Origin of the sequence: Streptacidiphilus jiangxiensis (assembly GCF_900109465.1) — a bacterium.
Lineage (GTDB): Bacteria > Actinomycetota > Actinomycetes > Streptomycetales > Streptomycetaceae > Streptacidiphilus > Streptacidiphilus jiangxiensis.
In genome coordinates this window covers 22,830-43,200 of record NZ_FOAZ01000014.1, presented here as the reverse complement: position 1 = coordinate 43,200, position 20,371 = coordinate 22,830, and the positions used below count along the sequence as shown (strand labels likewise).

Here is a 20,371-nt window from a genome sequence, read left to right as displayed (position 1 = left end):
GCCTACCGGGCGCGGGTCAGCCGAATGTCGAGGTGTCGACGTCGAACGAGAGCGGCTCCGGCAGCGGCAACGGCTTGCCGAAGGGAACACGGGCGACGGGCTCGCCGTGGGCGCGGGATCCGTCGTCGGGAAGCCGGTGCAGCAGGCAGACCCGCTGCTGGCGATCGACGATCAAGTAGTACGGGATCCCCGCCTCGGCGTAGATCTGACGCTTGCGGCGGTAGTCCTGATCCCGGGTGCTCGTGGAGGTCACCTCCACGACGAGGTGGATCGGCTCCCCGGCCACGGGGTTGTACTCGCCGCGGGCACCACTGAACGCGTCCGTGTCGGTGATGATCAGATCTGGTCGCACGCCGCTGCCGGACTCGGTGAGCAGACCACTCCCGCCGGCCCAGAAGGTGAATTCACCCTTCGCGTCATGGCGCACGATCTCAGTGGCCAGGCGCGTGATGATGCGCTCGTGGTCCGGCACGGGAGGTGGGGACAAGAAGATCACCCCATCGAGGAGCTCGGCACGGAACCCCGCCAAGGCCGGGTCGTGCTCGACATGCGCGAGTGCCGCCCAGACGTCGTCCAGAGGGGAGTCGTCAACGGGCAGTGCGCTCATCTCTCCTCCAGGTGGTATCAGGGCGTGACGTGTGTCACTCGCAGGCTAGCGCCTCCCCGTTCCGGGGGCGGACCGTCGTCCACCCCCGGAACAGTCGTCCACCCCCGGAACAGGGGCTACTCCGCCAGGCTGAGCGCCGCCAGCGCCGCGTTGACGATCGAGCCCGAGTCGAGGCTGTTGATCTCGTACAGGTCGCCGACCGTGCCCGACTGGCCGAAGGCGTCGACGCCCAGCGGGACCGTCGGGACGCCCAGCGCGCCGCCGAGCCAGGCCATCGAGTGGGAGGCCGCGTCGTGGACGGTGACCAGCGGGGCGCGACCGGAGCCGAAGGCCGCGCGCAGGGCGCCCGGGGAGTCCGGGGTGCGGGCCGTGCGGTAGCCGGAGCGCAGGGTGCGCTGCCACTCGGCGTAGAGCAGGTCCTGCGAGGTCACGTCGATGACGTGAGCCGCGATGCCCTCCTCCGCGAGCTCGGCGGCCGCCGCCAGGACCTCCGGCAGGACCGCGCCGGAGGCGGCCAGACGGACGACCGGGGCGTCCCCGGAGACCGGCGCTTCCACCAGCCGGTACGCACCCGCCAGCACCTGCCGGCGCAGGACCGTCTCGCCCAGCCGCGCCTTGGCCGCGTCGAACGGCGACTGCTCCAGCGGACGCGTGGTGAGGCGGAAGTAGTGCGCCCCGCCCTCTCCGCGGGCCACCTGGCCGACCGCGTCGCACAGCAGCCAGTCCAGCGCGCCCGCGTAGGCAGGCTCCAGGGTGACGCTGTTCGGCAGCTCCAGGCCCACCGACGGCGTGATCGTCGATTGGTGCGCGCCGCCCTCGGGGGCCAGCGTCACACCGGACGGCGTGCCCGCGACGATGAAGCGCGAGCCCGAGTAGACCGCGTAGATGAACGCGTCCAGGCCGCGCAGCACGAACGGGTCGTAGACCGTGCCGACCGGCACCAGCGGCTGGCCGGACAGGTCCCAGGACAGGCCCAGCTGGCCCAGCAGCAGGAACAGGTTCATCTCGCTGATGCCCAGCTCGATGTGCTGGCCCGTGGGGCCCTCGGCCCAGCGCAGCACCGGGTCGCTGTTCCAGGCGCGGCGCTCGACCGGCGCGAAGACGCCGGTGCGGTTGATGAAGCCGGCCAGGTTGGTGGAGGTGGCGACGTCCGGCGCGGTGGTGACCAGCAGCGGTGCCAGCTCCGGCTGCCGCGACAGCTCCGCCAGCACCCGGCCGAAGGCCTCCTGCGTGGAGAGCGGCTTGCCCGTGCGCACCCCGCTCGCCTCCGGTACGGCCGGGGCGACGAACGACGGAGCGGCTGGACGCGTGAAGAGCCGGGCCCGCTCGGCCGCCAGGCGACCGGCCGGGGTGGCCGGGTCCAGGCCGTCCCACTCGGTCGCGGCGGTCAGCCCGCGGGCAGTGCGCAGCTCGTCGACCTGAGCGGTCGTCAGCAGCGCCGAGTGGTTGCGCGGGTTGCCCGCCGTCGGCAGGCCCCAGCCCTTGACGGTGTAGGCGAAGACGACGCTCGGCCGATCGGTCACCGCGTCGCACTCCGCGAAGGCCTCCAGCAGCGAGCCCAGGTCGTGGCCGCCCAGGTCGGTCACCAGTGTGGCCAGCTCCGCGTCCGGGATCACCGCGCAGAAGTCGGCGACCTCCCGCGGTGCGCCGTCCAGGAACTGCTTGCGCACGTCCTGCTCGGGCAGGCCGAAGAGCGACTGGTAGTGCTCGTTCGGCATGTTGTCGATCCAGGCGCGCAAGGCCTCCCCGCCCGGGCGCGCGAACGCGGCGCGCAGCCGGCGCCCGTACTTCACCTCGACGACGTGCCAGCCGGCGGCGGCGAACTGCGCCGTCCACTGCGCGATCCGGACGCCCGGCACGACCCGGTCCAGCGACTGCCGGTTGAAGTCGACGATCCACATGACCTTGCCCAGGCCCTGCGTCGCGTCGTCGGCGATCGCCTCCCAGACGTTGCCCTCGTCCAGCTCCGCGTCACCCATCAGCGCGACGAAGCGCGAGGCCGGGCGCGCGCCGAAGTGCGCGTCGACGTAGCGGCGGGTCGCGGCGGCGAAGAGCGGGGCGGCCGGGCCGAGGCCGACGGAGCCGGTGGAGAAGTCGACCGGGTCCGGGTCCTTGGTGCGGCTCGGGTAGGACTGCAGGCCACCGCGGGCGCGCAGGGTCGTCAGGTACGAGCGGTCCAGGTTGCCCAGCAGGTACTGGATGGCGTGGAAGACCGGCGAGGCGTGCGGCTTCACGCTGACCCGGTCCGCCTCGTCCAGGTGGGCGAACCAGAGCGCGGTCATCGTGCTGACCAGGCTCGCGCTGGAGGCCTGGTGCCCGCCGACCTTCACACCGTCGCCGGTGGCGCGGTCGTGGTTGGCGGAGTCGACGATGCGGGTGGCGAGCCAGAGCACGCGCTGCTGGATCTCGTCGAGCAGCTCCAGGTCCGCCGCGGTCGGGGTCGCCGACGCGGGGGCCGTGGAACCACCGTCGAGAGGATGAGGGTGGTGATCCATGCCAGCAGAGTGCCCGAAGCGCCCCGGCCTGTCACGCGTGGGGATGGTCACGCCCGCAGTTTCCGGTTCGCGCAGCGGCTCTGCGGGTAGCGGTGCAGGTCACAGCAGTGATCACGAATTCGACCGGCGGCCGGGGAACAGCGGCTTCCGGTGGACCGTTGCCGCAGTGCGGGCGGCTTCGCCGAACCGCCGGAACAGGAAGCAAGGAGAGGTCGGGGCATGGGACTCAACCGGGCGGGCAGGATCGCCGCAGGAGTCGGCGCGGCGGGCGCGGCCGCGGTGGCCTGGGCGGCGCGCGAGGTGCCGGTCGCGTTCGGCGGCGACCCGACGTCGGGCAGCCGCGGCGACCGCCTCAAGGCCTCCCCGCAGTATCGCGAGGGCACCTTCCACAACCCACCGGGCCCGGAGCGGACGGGCGACTTCTCCCGTCCGGACAGCAGCAGCGTCGCCCGTGAGCTGCTCTTCGGCAAGCAGCAGCGCAAGCCGTCCCGCCCGATCCCGTTGGTGCGCGACATCGCCCAGCAGGCCAGCGAGGACCTGGCGGTCACCTGGTTCGGTCACTCCAGCGCGCTGGTCGAGATCGAGGGCCACCGCCTCCTGCTCGACCCGGTCTGGTCCGAACGCTGCTCGCCCTCCCAGTCGGTCGGCCCGCGCCGGCTGCACAATCCGCCCGTCGAGCTGGAGCGGCTGCCCGAGATCGACGCGGTCCTGATCTCGCACGACCACTACGACCACCTGGACATGCACACGATCCGGGCGCTGGCCCGGCTGCAGTCCATGCCGTTCGTCGTCCCGCTGGGCGTCGGCGCGCACCTGGAGCGCTGGGGCGTGGAGCGTTCGCGTGTGATCGAACTCGACTGGGAGGAGACCGCGGAGGTCGGCGCGCTACGCCTGGTCTGTACGTCGGCGTACCACTTCTCCGGCCGCGGCTTCAGCAACAACGGCACGCTGTGGAGCTCCTGGGCGATCCTCGGTTCCGAGCGCCGGGTCTTCTACAGCGGCGACTCGGGCTACTTCGACGGCTTCCGGAAGACAGGGGAGCAGTTCGGCCAGTTCGACCTGACGCTGGTCCAGATCGGCGCCTACAGCGAGCACTGGCCCGACATCCACATGACGCCCGAGGAGGGCCTGCGCACCCACCTCGACGTGCGCGGTGAGCTGCTCGTCCCGGTCCACTGGTGCACCTTCGTGCTCGGCCTGCACGACTGGTCCGAGCCGGTGGAGCGCCTGTGCGAGGCCGCGGACGCGGCGGGCGTGACGCTGGCCGTGCCGCGCCCGGGCGAGCGCCTGGAGGTCACCGCGCCGCCGAAGCTCGACCACTGGTGGCGCACGGTGGTGTGACGGTGCCGTGAGCGCCACGTCCTGTTCGTCAGGGAGTGGCGCCGCGCGGGCGGGGGAGGGGCAGCTCCACCCAGACCACCTTCCCCCCGCCGGTGGTCCGCTCGACGTCGCAGGTGCCGCCGGACTCGGCGGTGATCGCCTTGACCAGCAGCAGGCCGCGACCGCCGAGCCGGTTGAAGTCCTCCGAGAGCGCTTTGGGCCGGTAGGGGTGACTGTCCTCGACGGAGAGCCGCACCCATCCGGAGGACATCACCACCTCGACGACCAGCTCGGGCGAGAGCAGCGCGGCATGCCGCACCGAGTTGGTCACCAGCTCCGAGACGATCAGCAGCACCCCGTCCAGGAGCTCCTGGTACCCGGGGCCGCTGATCCCCTGGGCCACCAGCAGGTCCCGCACGGCGTGCCGGGCGTGCGACACGGTCACGTCGACGGCGGGCGCGGCGAAACGCCACACACCCTCGACTCCGGGCGGCATCACATCCGCTCCTCCCGTGACGGTTCCGGTCGTGAGCGGCGGTTCGCAGGGCTGGTCTCCGCGGACATGCATGGTTCGTTCCGCCATCCTCGGCTAGCAGTGGTCGGCGCTCCTGGACAGAGAAGTCGTCCTATCACAGCCTTGTCCTGCCCACGGAGCGGCGTCAGCGCACAAAGTGACCGAAGAAGCACGTTCTGTCATGCATGTTGACCGGGTAGGACTACTTCCGATCGGAGGTCGGAGTGGTCGGGAGCAGTCTGTTTTCTTGGTATTGTTGTGCACGTCAGCGCGGGTCACCGCGCAGGCCACCAGCGCGGGTGGCGGAATGGCAGACGCGCTAGCTTGAGGTGCTAGTGCCCTTCGGGGCGTGGGGGTTCAAGTCCCCCCTCGCGCACAGTAGGTCGAAGCGGCCCCCTGATCTGATCAGGGGGCCGCTTCGCTTTTCCACCTGCCTCGGCACCTTCGGGTGCTGCCCAGCCCGGGCATCAGAACGGCGGCGCGTCGCCGCTGTTGGTCCAGGAGCCGGTTCCGTGGTCGAGCGCGCAGCGCGGGAGGTCGGCGTCGATGAAGGCCCAGGGGTCGCGTCCGACCGCCAGGCCGGCGGTGTCCTCACCCCAGGCTTCGAGGGCGTCGACGGCACGCTCGCGGAAGTGCTGCGGCGCTGCCCGCATCGTCGCGGGGCGGTCGCGGACACCTGTGTCGGGGGTCACCTTCCCTTGCGGGCGTAGTCCTTGACCCAGGAGAGCAGTTGCGTGAGCGGTCCGGCCTGGTTTGCGGCCGGACTTGTCAGGCGGCGTGGGGCGGGGGTGATGCGCACAGCGCTCGCCCGTCGCAGTTCGGCCTCGAGCACCGGCTGCGCCTCGGCGACCAGGCGGCGGTGGTGCGCCGGTATTCCGGACTTCCTGACCCGCAGACCGAGGCGGCCGCCCTTCTGCTGCCAGGAGGCGAAGCGTGCCGTCGGATCGGAAGCCTGCTCCACGAGCCACCTGACCGGGGGCGTGAAGGTTCCCTGGGTGGCCTGCCCCGGCAGTTCGTACCGCCGCCAGACCTCGCCGAGCAGCGACGTCGGGAAGATCAACGGGTCGGTGGGCAGATCCTCGCGGCCGGCCTTCGTGGCCTGCGTGGCCTGTGCCTCGGCCCGACTCTCGGCGATCCTCGCCTTCAGGAACGTCTTCGCCGCCTCGGGGGCCAGCACCGGTATCGCGGTCCCGGCGGGCAGGGGGAGGGCAGCCACTTCGGTGTTCGCCTCGGCGATCAGGAGTCGAGTGGTCTTGGACGGGCGCACGCCGACGGTGGCCCCGTGCCACCCCGCCCACGAGGCCACCTCACGGACCTCCGCGCTCGTGCCGAGCGGCACGATCCGCCAGCCCTTCAGGTCCGCCGTGACGGGCGGAAGTCGATCTGCGGCCTGCTCCGTCACGCCGAGCACCTTGGCGAGGTGATGCAGGTCCTTCGCGTCCGCCGCGCCGACCGGAGCGGGGATGCTGTGGTGCCGCGCCTGCCACAGCGCCAGGTGGGCGGCGGCGAGGCCGCCTCGCGTCAGTCCTGCCTCGGAGGCTGCGGACGCCAGCCGAGCGGCGTCGTGCTGGCCGAGAGACTTGCTGCGGGCCATCGCCAACACCAGGGCGGCGTACTCCTCCCCGGCGGAGGAAGAGGCAGGGGCAGCCGCGCGATGCGCGGGGAGGAACTGCGCGAGGTTCTCGACGCCGGTGTACGGCCCCGAGCGCACCTGGACCATGCGCGGATACAGCCGCCGCCCGGAGGACCGGGCCGGAAGGGGCGCCACGCGGGCCGTCGGGGTGAGCGTGAGCCGCGTCGGGCCGGTGGCCAGCAGCGTCGCGAGCACGCGGCCGGTGCTGCGGCAGTCGTCCAGGGCGTTGTGCTCGCGCTTCGGCCACGCGCCGGACAGGGACTTGACGACACCCGCGAGCCGGTAGCCGGGCAGGTCCGTGTGGCCGCGGACGGTCGCCAGGGTGCACAGGCCGGGGATCCGGATCCCCGCGAGGCCGAGGCGGGCGAACTCGTGGCCCAGGAACGCCTCGTCGAACGCGCGGTTGTGGGTCACGACCACGGTGTCCCGCATCAGGTCCAGGAGGTTTCCCGCGATCTCGGCGAACCTCGGCGCGCCGGCCACCACCGCGTCGTCGATGCCGTGGATCTGCTGACTTGCCGCGAGGATCGGCCTGTCGGGGTGCACCAGGGTGGACAGTTCGTCGAGCACGGTGCCGTCGGCGCGCATCCGGACGGCGGCGACCTCGCACACCCGATCGTGCTGATCGGCCCTCGTCGCCTTGCCGGTCGTCTCCAGGTCCACGACGGTGTACTGGAATGCGCGAGGGTCGAACCCGTCGGGACGACGCGTCAGGTAGGTCGGGACGAACAAGGGTGGAGCCTCTCCGAGCAGCAACGAGTGCGGCAGGCAGGGGACCGCCGCTTTACCGGTGATCATGCCGGAAGCCCGCAGTCCGCTCATAGTCCCGGGCGGCGGACCGTGGCGCTCCAGAGGTGGGGTGTTTCTCGAACTCTCCTGCTGGAAAAGAGAGTTGTACGTACATGTGATGCCAGAGGGGGCGGCTCGCGCGGAACGGGGCGGTAGGTGAGGCCGAGCGCGCGGCAAAGCTGCGGCGGCGCGGGGACTGCTGGTCCCTGGCGCTGGTTGTCGCCATGCTGAGCCTCACGTGCGGACCCGGGCTCCTGCTGGTCGTGATGCTCATCCGGCATGGCCCCAGCGGTGCGTCCACCCCGCTGGACGGGGGCCCCTGAGCTCCGGCGAGCTGTTCGAACGGAGACAACGGAGACAACTGAGACAGCGGGAGACGGCGGGAGACAGCTGAGGCAGCGGGGACAACGGCGACCCGGCTCTCGCCGCCGAGAGCCGGGCCGCAGTCCCGTTTCCTGACCTGGCTCAGTCCTGCCAGACCGTCAGGACCGCTCCGTCGATCGCGATGCGACGGGTGCGGCTTATGTCGCCCCGGCGCAGGGCGTCGAGGCAGCGGCGGAAGAGGATCATCTCGTCGCGGTCCAGGACCGCGGCGGCCAGGTCGAGGACCTGGGTCAGGGCCTCCTCCGTCAGTACGGTGGGCAGCTCCCCGGAGAGCAGCACCACGGATTCCCCGGTACGGCCCCGAACCACCGCTGTGGTGGGGCTTCCTTGCACGACCAGCACGTGTCCCCCCTGGCCTTGTTGCCATTGAGCAGCAGGAGGCCGCCGGCGGCTCGGAGGTCCCTGTTGGCGACGAACCTAGCCGGACGGAAGGGTCTGAGCCCCTGGCAATCGCCGAATTCGCTCATTCCGGTCGAACCTGGACGTAGCTGCAACCGAATCGAGCTACCGGGCGTCAATATCCGACCCTAGTCCGAAGCTTCACCCTCCGGGTGGCGGCTCCGTTCGAGCAGGGATTCGACCAGGGCTGCGACGTGGCGCCGGTTCTCCGGCGACAGCTGCTGGACGCTCGCGATGAGCACGTCGACCTCGGGGTCGGGCGCAGCCTCGTACAGGTGGATGCCGCACGCCTCCGCCGCCGCGCGGCGGATCGTGTCCAGCGGCAGCTCCAGTCCGCGGGACAGGCCCTCCAGGGTGGCGGGCTGGGGCATCCGCACCAGGCGGTCGGTGGTCGCCAGGTGGTGCACCGTGGATCGGGGGATCTCGCCCCGGCGCGCCACGTCGCCGTAGGACCAGCCCTGCCGGTCCAGTCGCTCCCGCATGAGTGCCTGCAGTGCGTTGGACGCCTCGTTGGACACCCCGCTCCCTCCCTCGTGCTCCGCCCGGGACGGCCGGGCCGGCGGTCCTGCGGGGTCGATTCTAGGGCGATCACGCCTTCTTGGGCCGCCGCATGGCCGCCCACCTGCACATTTCTCTCTGTTACGAGTCTGTGACAGAGCGTTGCCATCGAAACCCTTGCGCCGGTGCTTCCGGGGTGACTACTGTCCAATCTCGTTGGACAAGGCGTCCGACAGGGTTGGACGATCGGACGCCGTCGCTACTGCATCCCGAGGGGGATTCTCATGAGCATGGACCTGCACGAGCTCGAGGCCGAGTCCGCTGAGCTGCTGCCCGGCCGCGAGGCGCTGGGCCGGCTGAAGTTCAACTTCACCAAGACGGTCACCAAGCACGTCGTCCACGTCAACGCGCACAACACCTCGACGGCGACCAACGTCGGCTCGAACTGCGCCACCGCCGCGTCGGACGCCTCGCAGTCGATCGTCATCCACCAGTAGTCCCGGCCCGCTCGCAACCCGCCACAAGCAACCACCAAGGAGAACACCATGAGCATGGACATGCACGAGCTCGACGCCGAGTCCGCCGAGCTGCTCCCGGGCCGCGAGGCGCTGGGCCGGCTGAAGTTCAGCTTCCACAAGACGGTCAACGTGACCAAGCACGTCGCCACCGTCAACGCCCACAACCACTCCACCGCGATGAACGTCGGCTCCAACGGCGCCACGGCCGAGTCCGAGGCCAGCCAGTCGATCGTCATCTCCCAGTAGTTCCAGGCATCACCTGCCCCACCCGCACTGCCCGTATCACCAGCACTACCCGCATCACCTGCACCACGCAGTAGTCAGGGCACCAGAAACGACCGCGGCGCGGGTCGGCTCGGGGGAGGAGCCGGCCCGCGCCTACGGGGGAGGAAACGCGCAGATGACAGTCACTGTGGAGACCGAGGTCGCGGTCGTACCCGGTCCAGGTGGCTTCGCCACGCCCGTGCAGCCGCCGCACCTGCCAGGTCCGGTGTTCCCCGTACCCCGGCTCTCGGCCGGGTTGCGGCTGCACGGCGAGTACCAGGGGTCGGGGTTCAACGAGCCCCGGTACATCGCCCGCCGTGGGGACGGTCAGGTGGTGCAGTTGTCCCGGCTGCTCCACCTGGTCGCGGGCGCGATCGACGGGGAGCGTGACACCGAGGGGATCTCGCACCGGGTCAGCGGCCTGTTCGGGCGTGAGGTCAGTGAGGAGAACGTCGCCTACCTGATCGAGAACAAGCTCATCCCGCTCGGCGTCAGCGTCCCCTACGACCAGGAGGACGACGAGGTCGACGCGCCGCGTTCGGACCTGCTGCTCGCCCTCAAGGGCCACCGGGTGCTGTTCGACGAGCGCCGTGTGGCCCGGATCGGGCGTTCGCTGGCCTGGCTGCACCGGCCCGCGGTGGTCGCGGCCGTGCTGTTCGCGGCGGTCGCCATGGACGTGTGGCTGTTCGGCTACTACGGCGCGATGACGCCGGTGCTGCACGTGCTGGACCAGCCCGTGCTGCTGCTGGTGGTCTTCGCGCTGACCGTGGGCTCGCTGGTCTTCCACGAGTTCGGGCACGCCTCGGCCTGCCGTTACGGGGGCGCGAGACCGGGCTGCATCGGCTGCGGCCTGTTCCTGATCTGGCCCTCGATGTACACCGACGTCACCGACGTCTACCGGATCGGCCGGGCCGGCCGGATCCGCACCGACCTCGGCGGGGTCTACTTCAACGTCGTCTTCATGCTCGCGCTGACCGGCTGTTACTTCCTGACCGGTCAGCCGTTCTTCCTCAGCGCCGTCTACCTCGGCCACTTCGAGGTGCTCGAACAGCTGATGCCGGCGGTCCGCCTCGACGGCTACTACATCCTCGGCGACCTGGCCGGCATCCCCGACCTCTACGGCAAGATCCGCCCGATCGTGCTCAGCATGGTCCCGGGCCGTCCCACCCCGCCCGAGGTCGCCGACCTCAAGCGTTCCGCCCGCGTCATCGTCACCACCTGGGTCTGCACGATGGTGCCGCTGCTGCTGGGCGACCTGGGCTACGCCCTGTGGAACCTGCCCCGGATACTCGCCACCGGGATCCGCTCGCTGACCGAGCAACTCTCCGGCACCGCGGACGCGTTCACCCACGGCCAGTTCGCCTCCGGCACGGTGGGACTGCTCGGCTGCCTGATGCTGGTCTGCCCGCTGGCCGGCATGGCCTACCTCTCCGTCCGCCTGGCCGGCCGCCTGCTGCGCGCCGCCCGCCGGGCCACCGCCGGACGACCCCGCCTGCGCGCCGCACTGTGCGCGTTCGGGCTGGTCGCCGCAGGCGGCCTGTGCTGCGCCTGGGTCGTCGGCCTCACCCCCAAACCCCTGCCACCCCAACCTCCCATCGTCCCCGTCCTCCAACCCGGCGTCCCGGTGGTACGGGTCGTGCCGAAGCACTCGGTCCGTGCCAAGGTTCACCACCATCCGTCCCTGACCGTCGCGCCGTCCGGCTCGAAGCCGAGCGAGACGGCGTCTCCCTCCGCCTCGCCCACCCCCACCGCAACGGCCTCTTCCCTTGCCGTTCCGTCCCCGTCCGGCACCCACCCCGGACCGGCCGGTACCCCATCGGCCACCGCCGCCACCACCGGTCCGTCGGTCGGCCCGACACAACTGCCCACCGGTACGTCGAGCCCGGGCGGTCCGAGCCCCACGGGTTCGCCCACTCCTGCGCGGACACCCTCCTCCACGCCCTCGACCGGTACCGGGGCGGCGAGCCCGCCCGCCCCGGCCACCCCGGGACGAAGCCAGACCCCTCGTCGCTCGCCACGGGCCCGCCGCACCCCGTGAGAGCAACCGCCCTACCGCACGCCATCAAGGAGACAGTCGCATGTCGACCGGCCGCCACCCCAGGAGCAGCGACGTGCCCGGCCCCGCCCGGCCGGCCCTGGTCGCCGCCCGGCTCCCGACCGCCGGCCCCGCAAGCCTCGCCGGTGCCGGCCAGACACAGGCCGTCTTCGGTGTCGTCACCCCCGCCGAAGCCACCCGCACCTCCGACAACCGGGCCGCGCCCGACTCCGTCCACGGTCGGCCCTCCCCACTGTGCCGTTCGGTCTTCCTCTCCTTCCGGATCGTGACCATGGCCGGCACGGACATCCGCCTCAACGCCTCGAGCCTCCGGTGCGCCGACCACGTCCACCGTCCCCGTTGCCAGGCCTACTTCGGGGCCTACCAGTTCATCGTCTCCACGCCCCGCCCCTTCACGCTCCGCGCGTCCGACCGCCAGGCGCTGGCCGACATCCACCGCAAGCTGGACGCAGTCGGCCGCTCCCTGGCTCCGGACATCGAGATCAGACGGCAGGCCGACGGACTCGCCGCCCAGGTCACGGTCGTCCTGCGGGCTGCCGCAGCCAGGGTGCCGAGAGGACCCGGCGTCCCTGCCCTGACGCAGAACCAGGCCAGGGTGACCGTCTACCGCTACTTCGGGCGCGGCTGACGCCTCGCGCCCATGACGGCGGGCGGGCAGGCGTTCCTGCCGTCTCGGCCCGCCAGGAACGACCCAGCAGCATCCCGGCAACGCACCACCTCGGAAGGGAACCATGAGGGCTCTCCTGACACGGCTGTTCAGAGGCCTTGGCCCGCGGAGGCCACCGCGGCAGGGACGCAGGGGTCCCGACGCGGCCGAGCAGGTCCTCGAAGCGTCGCGCGCCCCACGCCACAACTGGTTCGAGCAGCAACTGGAACAGCTCTGCGCGGAGCCGGAGTCCGCTGCGGCCCTGGTGCGCAGGACGATGCCCGCTCCTCGCGAGACCGAAGACAGTCCGGCCCCCTGGATCCCCGCACCCCGCCCCCCGTACCCGGGTGGCCCGCCTCACCTGCCGTCGCCGCGTCGCCGCTGAGGCTGTCACATCGCGCGTGCCAGGCGGACGAGTTGGCGCTGCTTGTCGGTGTCCAGAGCGCGGTAGGCCTCGAGAAGCCGTTGTTCGCGTTCGGTGGCCAGGTCTGCGGGGGTGCGCCGTCCCGCTGCCCGCAGGATGCATGCGACGGTGTGCGGGCCGGGGAGCGCTTCGGCCAGGGCCCGCAGGTCGGTGGAGGACGCGCCCGCGCCGGAGTCGCTGCCGGCGATCCAGGACGAGATGACCTCAGCGGGGATCCCGGTCTGCTGGGCCAGGTCCCGCGGGGTCGTCCGGGGGTGCTTGGCGAGCACGCCCTGCAGGAGGGCGGCCAGTCCGGGCGGGTGCTGCGGACAGGTCTGCTCGGCGGTGGGCATGCCGCCATTGTTGCGTGAGCGGGCCGCTGATCCGGTGTCAGGTACACAACTTCGTGCGGCGGGCAGGCGCGTCGGTGGGGCGCGCCGGTTCGGGCGCACGCCTGCCGGTCGTGGCGACGCCGGGGGCTGGGCCGGCGTCGGCGGGCCGACCGCCAGGGCTGCTCCTTGCCCTCCGGCTCGGAAGGTCCCGAGCTCGGCGCGGGTGGTGGCCCCCGGATGCCGCTGCCGGTCGGAGCGGGATGGGCCAGCGCCCCCGCGCGAACCGCGGTGTGCCCCGACCGGTAGGCCGGTGGGAAGAAGACGTCGGGGCTCGGGGCTCGGGGCCCGGTGGCGGCGCATGCGCAGCGCGCGCAGCGCCCGAAGAGATGGGACATGTCGTCCAGTGAGAACGGACGCTACTCCGCTCCGAAGGCAACGGCAAGTAGCTGTGCATCACCCAGTGTGACGAATTGCTTGTCACGGGAGGGCCGGCGCGTTTCCGGCGAGGCGCGCTGCCTGGGATCGCCCGGTTCGCGGGGCGCACGGGTCTCCCGCCACGACCGATCTCCCCGCTCGCGCCTTTGGTGCGGGGCGGTCGGGGAGATCCGTTTGCTGGGCGGGGGCTGCCCGGGAGGGCAAGGGGCCATGAGGGGGCGTGTCGGGGCAGGTGTGGTGCGCCCCCCTCGCCCCGATGCTCCAAGGTCGGCTCCGTTGAAACGAGTCGCGGTCCTCGCTGCAGCCGCAATTGGTGCGAAAGCGGTAACGTCGACGCGCCGCCCGTGAGGCTTCCCGGTGCGGGGCGTCGCGCCAAGGCGAGGGGGATCGGTCCTGTGTGCATCCAAATCCGCATCGGGGACGGTGCCGTGGCGGCGGTGTGGGATGCGACCGCCGTGGCCATCGTCGTCAGTGGGGGCGCTCCGCTGGACCGGGTTCGCGCCGAGGTCGAGGGGATCCTGTTGGATCTGGGTGGCAGCGGCGCCACCCTCCGCTGCTTCTGCGGCGAGACCATCGTGTGGCCCCTCGGGATGATGCCGGGGGTGCGCCGAGTCGGTTCGGCGTCGTTCAGTCCCGCGGCAGGGTCCGGGGGTAGCCGAAGCGGGCGAGGAGGCCGGGGCCGGCGAAGCGGGTGAGGGCCTGGATCCGCGTCCCCCGGAGAGTGAGGACGATGAGTCCGTTGGCCCGCCAGATCGGTGCGTGGGGGTCGGGCAGGTAGAGGACCAGGGCGGGCTGCCCGTTGGCCCGGGCCGGCAGGAGTTTGACGTCGTGCCCCTGGTGGACCTGCATCAGGAAGCGGGCGATCGGCTCCGGGCCCCGGTGCTCGGTGGGCTCCGGCGGCATCGTGAGCCTCGCGTCGTCGGTCAGCAGGGCGACCAGTTCCTCGAGGTCGAAGCGCTGGAACGCGCTCACGAACCGGTCGACGACGGCGGCCTCGGCCGGGGACTTGGGCATCGGCACCTCGTGCGGGTGCCGGTCCGGCGGGAGCGCGGCGCGCGCCCGGATCAGGGCGCTGTTGACGGCGGCCGGGGTGGTGCCGAGGATGCCCGCGGTCTCGGCCGCGGGGAAGCCGAGCACGTCACGGAGGACCAGCACGGCACGCTGCTGGGACGGCAGCTGCTGCAGGCCCGCCACGAACGACAGGGCGATCGACTCGCGGACCTCGTACCGGGCCTCGGGATCGGGTGCCAGGTCGTCCAGGCCGTCGGGGTAGGGCTCGAGCCACCACGGATCGTCGGGCCGGCCCTGCTCCGGCCGGCCCGCCCCGTGATCGGGCAGGTGGGCGGGGAGCGGGCGGCGGGACTCGCCCCGCAGGTAGTTGAGGCAGCGGTTGGTGGCGATCTTGTACAGCCACGCCCGCAGCGACCGGCCGTCGAACCGGCCGATCGAACGCCATGCGGCCAACAGGGCCTCCTGAAGCACGTCCTCGGCGTCCTGCACGGATCCGAGGATCCGGTAGCAGTGCGCCTGCAACTCGCGGCGGTAGGGCGCGACGAGTTCGCGGAAGGCATCTCCGTCGCCCGCCTGGGCGAGGGCGAGGGTCGCCTCGGTCATGGGGTCCTGTCCTTTCGCCCGGCTGCTGGTCAACCGCTCCTGAGAATGCAACACCGCCGGCGGCCCGGATTCGTCGCGGACGCGGCGGCGAAACGGATCGCGGGCCGGTGCTTCATCCGGTGAGGACGTGTCCGACGACGACCGGAGGAAGAGATGACCTCGCTGGGATCCACGAACGATGTCCGCGGCCGGGCGCCTGCGGCACCCGGCGGAGTGCGCCGGTGGCGGGCGTTCTCGCTGCTCGCCGTGGCGTACTTCATGACGGCGGTCGATCTGCTGATCGTCAACGTCGCCCTCCCGACGATCGGCGTCCAGTTGCGTTTCGCCGAATCGGACCTGCAGTGGGTGGTGACCGCGTACGCGATCACATTCGGCGGCTTTCTGCTGCTCGGAGGCCGGGCAGCCGACCTGCTCGGCCGCAGGCGGATCTTCATGGCCGGGCTGGCGGTGTTCACGGCGGCCTCGCTCGCCTGCGCGCTGGCCACGAGCGGCACGCTCCTGATCGTCGTGCGCGGCGTCCAGGGCCTGGGCGCCGCCGCGGTGCTGCCCGCGGCCCTGTCGATCGTGACGAACCTCTTTCCCGAGGGCCCGGAACGCACCAAGGCGCTCGGCATCTGGGGCGCCGTCGGGGCCAGCGGAGCGACCTTCGGGGTCCTGGCCGGCGGGGCGCTCACCCGCTACGCGGGCTGGCCCTACATCTTCTATCTGAACGTCGCCATCGGCGGTGTCGCGCTGCTGCTCGCCCCACGCGTGGTCCCGGAGAGCCGGCAACCGGCCGCGCACCGGCGCTACGACCCGCTCGGTGCCGTCACCGTGACCGGCGCCCTGGTCCTGACGGTCTACGCCATCTCGCAGGCACCGGCGGTCGGCTGGACGGCCGTTCGGACCTGGGCCCTGCTCGCGGTCGCGGCGGCCCTGCTGGTCGCGTTCGTGGTCGTCGAGGCCAGGGCGGAGGCACCCCTGCTGCCGCTGCGGTTGTTCCGGCTGAAGACCCTCACCGGGTCCAACACGGTCGGTTTCCTGCTCGGAGCGGGCTTCTACGGCTACATCTTCGTCGGGACGCTCTACATGCAACAGGTGCTCCGCTACTCCGCCATGACGACGGGTCTGGCCTGGCTGGCGGTCGGTCTGACCGGGGTGGTGCTGGCCGGACCCGCGCAGGTCCTGGTCACCCGCACGTCGGCGAGGCTGGTGATGGCGGTCGGGCTGACCCTCACCGGGGCCGGCATCCTGTGGGCGACCCGGGCGCCGGTCCACGGAGGCTTCTGGGGCGATCTCGCGGGCCCGTTCCTCCTCACGGGCGCCGTCACCTGGGTGTTCATCCCGGTCTCGGTCGGAGCGCTGGCCGGCGTCGCCGAGCGCGACGCGGGGGTCGCCTCCGGGCTCATCGACTCCTCACAGCAGCTGGGGGGCGCGATCGGGATCGCGGTCGCGTCCACTGTCGCGGCCACGCGCGCCGGAGTCCTGCTCGGCCACGGCGCCGCCCCCGCCGACACGCTCACCGGCGGATTCCACCAGGCGCTGTGGGTCTGCGGGATCGTCTGCCTGGGCGCCGTCCCGGTCGCGTTGCTGCTCGTCCGGCGCGGCGACGTCGTCCGGGCTCCGGCGGCCGTGCCGTCCGCGACCCCGTCCGTGCCCTCGTCGGCGAGCCCGCCCGCGCCGGAGGGCGGAGCGCGTCACGGCGCCGCCTGACTCCGCTCGGTGTCCCGGGACCGGCCCGCCCCGCTGTCACACGGCTGTTGCAAGCCTGTGGCCGCCATGAGGACTTCGAGGTCGGGTGGCTGGCTAGAGTTCGAGTGACAGGTGGGAATCGCTCACCACGTCCCAAACTCTGCGAAATCCCGGGGGATTCCTCATGCGCTCCGCCACTCGCCGTGCGACCGTCGCGGCCACCGCGGTCACCGCCGTGCTGCTGCTCGGTGCCTGCAGTCAGACTGCCGCCGACGCCGGGGCCGGCTCTGGGACCACCACCGCCGGCACCGCGCCGTCCGCTTCGGGGAGCACCCCCTCCGGTGATCCCGGGACCGGGACGGGGGACAGCTCCTCCGCCGCGCCGACGGTGCCGGCCGTACCGACCCACTCCGCCCCCGCCGCTCCTGCGTCCCTGCCGGTCCTGGGGGCCGTGTGGGCGTCGGGCGTGCGGGGTTACGGCACGGCCCGGCCCTCCGGGCTGGACAACGGCGGAGACCCCACCGGCATCGTGACCGGCCTGACGTGGTCGTCGTGGGGCGGGTCGAGTGCGGACGGCACGGGGACCGCGGAGTACGTCGCTCCGGGGCAGTCCGTGGCGCAGGGCAGCGAGGAGCGTGCCAAGGTCGTCGCGTTCGACCTGGGCACGTGCCACGGGAAGACGGCCTACCGGGCGATCGAGTGGTACTTCCCCGGCAAGGGCCAGCACTTCAGCACCACGCACTACTTCGACGCCTGCACCGGCCAGGATCACGGCATGTAGGTCCGTCAGGTGGAGGCCGTGGGCGGGCGTCGCAGGCGGGTGACATGGCGGCAGGGAGGTTTTGCCGGGCGCGCGGCTGGTGACGTTGACAGCCGAAGCTCGCCCGCCCGTGCTGACGTCGGCTCTCCCGGGAGCCGCGAGGCAGGAGTCCCATGCCGCTCGCCCGTCGGCGGTCCGCCGCGATCGCCGCGCTGACCGCCCTCTGCTGCACCCTGACGGCGGCCGTCCCCGCACAGGCGGAGCGGCCGGGGAAGGACCAACGCCTGCAGCGGCTGCTGGATGCGCTGGTGCGCCAGGCGGGCGGCCCTCCGGGAGCCATCGCCGTGCTGAGAATCGACGGGCGGACGGTCGTCGTGCGCGCCGGTGACGGCGACGTGCGGACCGGTCGGCCGCCGCGGATCGACGACCACATGAGGGTCGCGAGCGTCGCGAAGACGTTCAGCGGTGCGGTGGCCCTCGCGCTCGTCAGTTGCGGGCACCTGGGCCTCGACGACACCCTCGCGCAGCGACTGCCCCATCTCCCGGCGCGCTGGGGCAAGGTGACGCTGCGGCAACTGTTGCAGCACACCAGCGGACTGCCCGACTACAGCCGGTCTCCGGCGTTCGTGAACATCCTGCGGAGCGATCCGCACCACCGGTTCGACTCCCGCCGCCTGCTGGACTTCGTCGCCGACAAGCCGTTGGAGTTCACCCCGGGCACCCGCTACGCCTACTCGAACTCCGACAACATCGCCGTCGCCCTGATGGCCGAGGCGGCGACCCACGAGCGGTACGAGACGCTCCTCGAGCGGCTCGTCTACGCCCCGCTCGGGCTCGACGCGACCAGTCTCCCCTCCGGCTTCACCCTGCCCCGGCCCTACCTGCACGGCTATGCCCCCGCCAGGACCGGCCCGGAGGACGTCAGCACGGAGTTCGGCAACTCCGGGGTCTGGGCCTCGGGCGGCATCGTCTCGACCCCCAGGGACCTCAGCCTGTTCATCGGCGCCTACGCCGGCGGTCGGCTGGTCGATCCGTGGGTGCGGCGGCAGCAGCTCAGCTTTGTCGACGGGAGTTCCGAGCCGCCGGGGCCCGGCCGCAACGAGGCCGGGTTGGCGATCTTCCGCTACACCACGCGCTGCGGCGTGGTCTACGGCCACAGCGGCAACACCCCGGGGTACACCCAGCTCGCGGTCGGCACGCCGGACGGCCGCCGCTCCATGACGTTCTCGGTGAACGCGCAGATCACCCCGAGCACCGCCCCGGCCGTCTTCCCCACACTGCGCGCCGTCGAAGAGGCCTTCACCTGCGCGCTGCTGCGGGGCGACACCTGAACCCGCAGTCCCGCCGAGCCGGTACCGGCCCCGTGGTCGTGCTGAGCGGCGTCTCGGATTGCTGCGCACACTCTTGACTGTGCATCAACTGTCAGGCATCGTCACCGATTCGAACCCCCGATGCAGAACGGCCGCTGTGTCGGAGCAAATTGTTAGCGCTAACAATCCCATGAGCCGCACTCGACGAGAGCTTGGGAGAAGGCATGGCAGGCACCATCCGAACGAGGCTCGTCCGCATCGGCGCGGTCCTCGCGGTCCTGGCCGGCGCTGCGGTCGGGGCCGCCGCCCAGGCCGGCAACGCGCAGGCCGCCACCCAGGGCCCGTGCGACCTCTACGCCGCGGGCGGCACGCCGTGCGTGGCCGCGCACAGCACCACCCGCGCCCTGTACGGCGCCTACGACGGATCGCTCTACCAGGTGCGACGCGCCTCCGACGGAGCCACCGACAACATCGGCGTGCTCAGTGCCGGGGGCTACGCGAACGCCGCCGCACAGGACGCGTTCTGCTCCGGCACGACCTGCGTCATCACCGTGATCTACGACCAGTCCGGCCACGGCAACAACCTCACCGACGCCCCGGCGGGCGGCGCGGCGGGCGGTCCGGACAATCTCGCCAACGCCACCGCCGCGCCCGTCACCGTCGGCGGCCACGAGGCCTACGGCGTCTACGTCGCCCCCGGCACCGGCTACCGAGACGACAACACCTCCGGGATCGCCACCGGCGACCAGCCCGAGGGCATGTACGCGGTCCTCGACGGGAGCCACTTCAACGGCGGCTGCTGCTTCGACTACGGCAACGCCGAGACCAGCAACACCGACACCGGCAACGGCCACATGGAAGCCATCTACTTCGGCAACATCAAGGTCTGGGGCTACGGCACCGGCAGTGGACCGTGGGTGATGGCGGACCAGGAGAACGGCCTGTTCTCCGGCGTCAACGCCGGCTACAACGCCAACGACCCGACCGTGAACGACCGCTTCCTGACCGCGGTCGTCAAGGGCGAGCCGGGCCAGTGGGCGATCCGCTCCGGCAACGCGCAGTCGGGCGCCCTGTCCACCTCCTACAGCGGCGCCCGGCCGAACGTCTCCGGCTACAACCCGATGCACAAGGAGGGCGCCATCATCCTCGGCATCGGTGGGGACAACAGCGACAGCTCCGCCGGGACCTTCTACGAGGGCGTGATGACCTCCGGCTACCCTGCCGACGCCACCGAGAACTCCGTCCAGGCGAACGTCACCGCCGCCGGATACGCCACGACCACGGCCGGGAGCAGCACCGGCGCCCTGCACGCCGTGGGCGCGGGCAAGTGCCTGGACGTGCCGAACGGCTCGACCACCCCCGGGGTGCAGACGCAGATCCTCACCTGCAACGGGCAGGCCAACCAGAGCCTCACGCACACCGCCGCCGGCCAACTGACCGTCACCGACTCGGGCACCACGCTGTGCCTGGACGCCAGCGGTCAGGGCACCAAGGCGGGCACCAAGGTGATCACCTGGACCTGCAACGGGCAGACCAACCAGCAGTGGAACCTGAACGCCGACGGCACGGTCACCGGCGTCCAGTCCGGCCTGTGCCTGGACGTCACCGGCGCCTCCACGGCCGACGGGGCCCTGGTCGAGCTGTGGACCTGCAACGGCGGCAGCAACCAGCAGTGGACCCTCGGATAGGCGAGGCAGGGACGACGACGCGAGCCCGCCCCGCC

Annotated in this window: 18 protein-coding genes and 1 tRNA gene; 10 read left to right on the top strand and 9 right to left on the bottom strand. The window is 71.9% G+C overall.

Annotation, left to right across the window (positions count from 1 at the left end):
• Positions 1-16: 16 nt before the first annotated feature.
• Together BMY61_RS25000 and BMY61_RS24995 are read right to left on the bottom strand one after the other, a co-directional pair.
• Entirely contained in the window at positions 17-607 is a 591-nt protein-coding gene (locus tag BMY61_RS25000; RefSeq protein WP_052439208.1) for a Uma2 family endonuclease, read from the bottom strand.
• 116 nt (positions 608-723) lie between these two features.
• Positions 724-3,102: a transketolase-like TK C-terminal-containing protein gene (locus BMY61_RS24995; protein ID WP_082015439.1), complete on the bottom strand. Its 2,379-nt coding sequence runs from the start codon at positions 3,100-3,102 to the stop codon at positions 724-726.
• Positions 3,103-3,321: 219 nt separating this feature from the next.
• Between BMY61_RS24995 and BMY61_RS24990 the strand changes: the two genes are divergently transcribed.
• On the top strand, positions 3,322-4,443 hold the full coding sequence (locus BMY61_RS24990) for an MBL fold metallo-hydrolase (RefSeq protein WP_042455203.1): 1,122 nt from the start codon (positions 3,322-3,324) through the stop codon (positions 4,441-4,443).
• Between the two features lie 28 nt (positions 4,444-4,471).
• Here the strand turns inward: BMY61_RS24990 and BMY61_RS24985 are convergent, their stop codons facing one another.
• Positions 4,472-4,918, bottom strand: coding sequence for an ATP-binding protein (locus BMY61_RS24985; RefSeq protein ID WP_042455206.1), 447 nt, complete (start codon positions 4,916-4,918; stop codon positions 4,472-4,474).
• A 311-nt stretch (positions 4,919-5,229) separates the two neighbouring features.
• Here BMY61_RS24985 and BMY61_RS24980 point away from each other — a divergent pair.
• Positions 5,230-5,312 (top strand) — tRNA-Leu (locus BMY61_RS24980).
• 91 nt (positions 5,313-5,403) lie between these two features.
• On the opposite strand, the gene BMY61_RS24975 is transcribed toward BMY61_RS24980, so the two are convergent.
• The 4 genes from BMY61_RS24975 to BMY61_RS24960 form a co-directional block, all read right to left on the bottom strand.
• Positions 5,404-5,628, bottom strand: coding sequence for a hypothetical protein (locus BMY61_RS24975; RefSeq protein ID WP_042455207.1), 225 nt, complete (start codon positions 5,626-5,628; stop codon positions 5,404-5,406).
• Positions 5,625-7,301 carry a 3'-5' exonuclease gene (locus BMY61_RS24970; RefSeq protein WP_052439209.1) on the bottom strand — a complete coding sequence of 559 codons (1,677 nt, stop codon included), beginning with the start codon at positions 7,299-7,301 and terminating at the stop codon, positions 5,625-5,627. The genes BMY61_RS24975 and BMY61_RS24970 overlap by 4 nt, the downstream gene beginning before the upstream one ends.
• Positions 7,302-7,823: 522 nt before the next feature.
• Positions 7,824-8,084, bottom strand: coding sequence for a hypothetical protein (locus BMY61_RS24965; RefSeq protein ID WP_236656549.1), 261 nt, complete (start codon positions 8,082-8,084; stop codon positions 7,824-7,826).
• Between the two features lie 185 nt (positions 8,085-8,269).
• Positions 8,270-8,659, bottom strand: coding sequence for a transcriptional regulator (locus BMY61_RS24960; protein ID WP_236656550.1), 390 nt, complete (start codon positions 8,657-8,659; stop codon positions 8,270-8,272).
• Positions 8,660-8,923: 264 nt separating this feature from the next.
• Here BMY61_RS24960 and BMY61_RS24955 point away from each other — a divergent pair, with 264 nt between their 5' ends.
• The 4 genes from BMY61_RS24955 to BMY61_RS24940 all read left to right on the top strand — a co-directional run bounded on the left by BMY61_RS24955 (position 8,924) and on the right by BMY61_RS24940 (position 12,105).
• The gene (locus BMY61_RS24955) at positions 8,924-9,136 is read left to right on the top strand and encodes a hypothetical protein (protein ID WP_042455209.1); all 213 of its coding nucleotides are present in this window, start codon (positions 8,924-8,926) and stop codon (positions 9,134-9,136) included.
• 48 nt (positions 9,137-9,184) lie between these two features.
• On the top strand, positions 9,185-9,403 hold the full coding sequence (locus tag BMY61_RS24950; protein ID WP_042455211.1) for a hypothetical protein: 219 nt from the start codon (positions 9,185-9,187) through the stop codon (positions 9,401-9,403).
• Between the two features lie 154 nt (positions 9,404-9,557).
• Entirely contained in the window at positions 9,558-11,459 is a 1,902-nt protein-coding gene (locus tag BMY61_RS24945; RefSeq protein ID WP_177240387.1) for a zinc metalloprotease, read from the top strand.
• 40 nt (positions 11,460-11,499) lie between these two features.
• Positions 11,500-12,105, top strand: a complete 606-nt coding sequence (locus tag BMY61_RS24940) for a hypothetical protein (RefSeq protein WP_052439533.1) — start codon at positions 11,500-11,502, stop codon at positions 12,103-12,105.
• Between the two features lie 408 nt (positions 12,106-12,513).
• Here the strand turns inward: BMY61_RS24940 and BMY61_RS24935 are convergent, their stop codons facing one another.
• Together BMY61_RS24935 and BMY61_RS24930 are read right to left on the bottom strand one after the other, a co-directional pair.
• The gene (locus BMY61_RS24935; RefSeq protein WP_042460317.1) at positions 12,514-12,879 is read right to left on the bottom strand and encodes a hypothetical protein; all 366 of its coding nucleotides are present in this window, start codon (positions 12,877-12,879) and stop codon (positions 12,514-12,516) included.
• A gap of 1,041 nt (positions 12,880-13,920) precedes the next feature.
• Positions 13,921-14,907, bottom strand: coding sequence for a sigma-70 family RNA polymerase sigma factor (locus BMY61_RS24930; protein ID WP_042460314.1), 987 nt, complete (start codon positions 14,905-14,907; stop codon positions 13,921-13,923).
• A gap of 153 nt (positions 14,908-15,060) precedes the next feature.
• Between BMY61_RS24930 and BMY61_RS24925 the strand changes: the two genes are divergently transcribed.
• The 4 genes from BMY61_RS24925 to BMY61_RS24910 all read left to right on the top strand — a co-directional run bounded on the left by BMY61_RS24925 (position 15,061) and on the right by BMY61_RS24910 (position 20,336).
• Entirely contained in the window at positions 15,061-16,599 is a 1,539-nt protein-coding gene (locus BMY61_RS24925; protein WP_052439532.1) for an MFS transporter, read from the top strand.
• Between the two features lie 163 nt (positions 16,600-16,762).
• Entirely contained in the window at positions 16,763-17,359 is a 597-nt protein-coding gene (locus BMY61_RS24920) for a hypothetical protein (protein ID WP_052439531.1), read from the top strand.
• Positions 17,360-17,511: 152 nt separating this feature from the next.
• Complete coding sequence (locus BMY61_RS24915) at positions 17,512-18,669, top strand: serine hydrolase domain-containing protein (protein WP_042460311.1); 1,158 nt, start codon at positions 17,512-17,514, stop codon at positions 18,667-18,669.
• 203 nt (positions 18,670-18,872) lie between these two features.
• Positions 18,873-20,336 carry an arabinofuranosidase catalytic domain-containing protein gene (locus BMY61_RS24910; protein ID WP_082015671.1) on the top strand — a complete coding sequence of 488 codons (1,464 nt, stop codon included), beginning with the start codon at positions 18,873-18,875 and terminating at the stop codon, positions 20,334-20,336.
• The last annotated feature ends 35 nt before the right edge of the window (positions 20,337-20,371 follow it).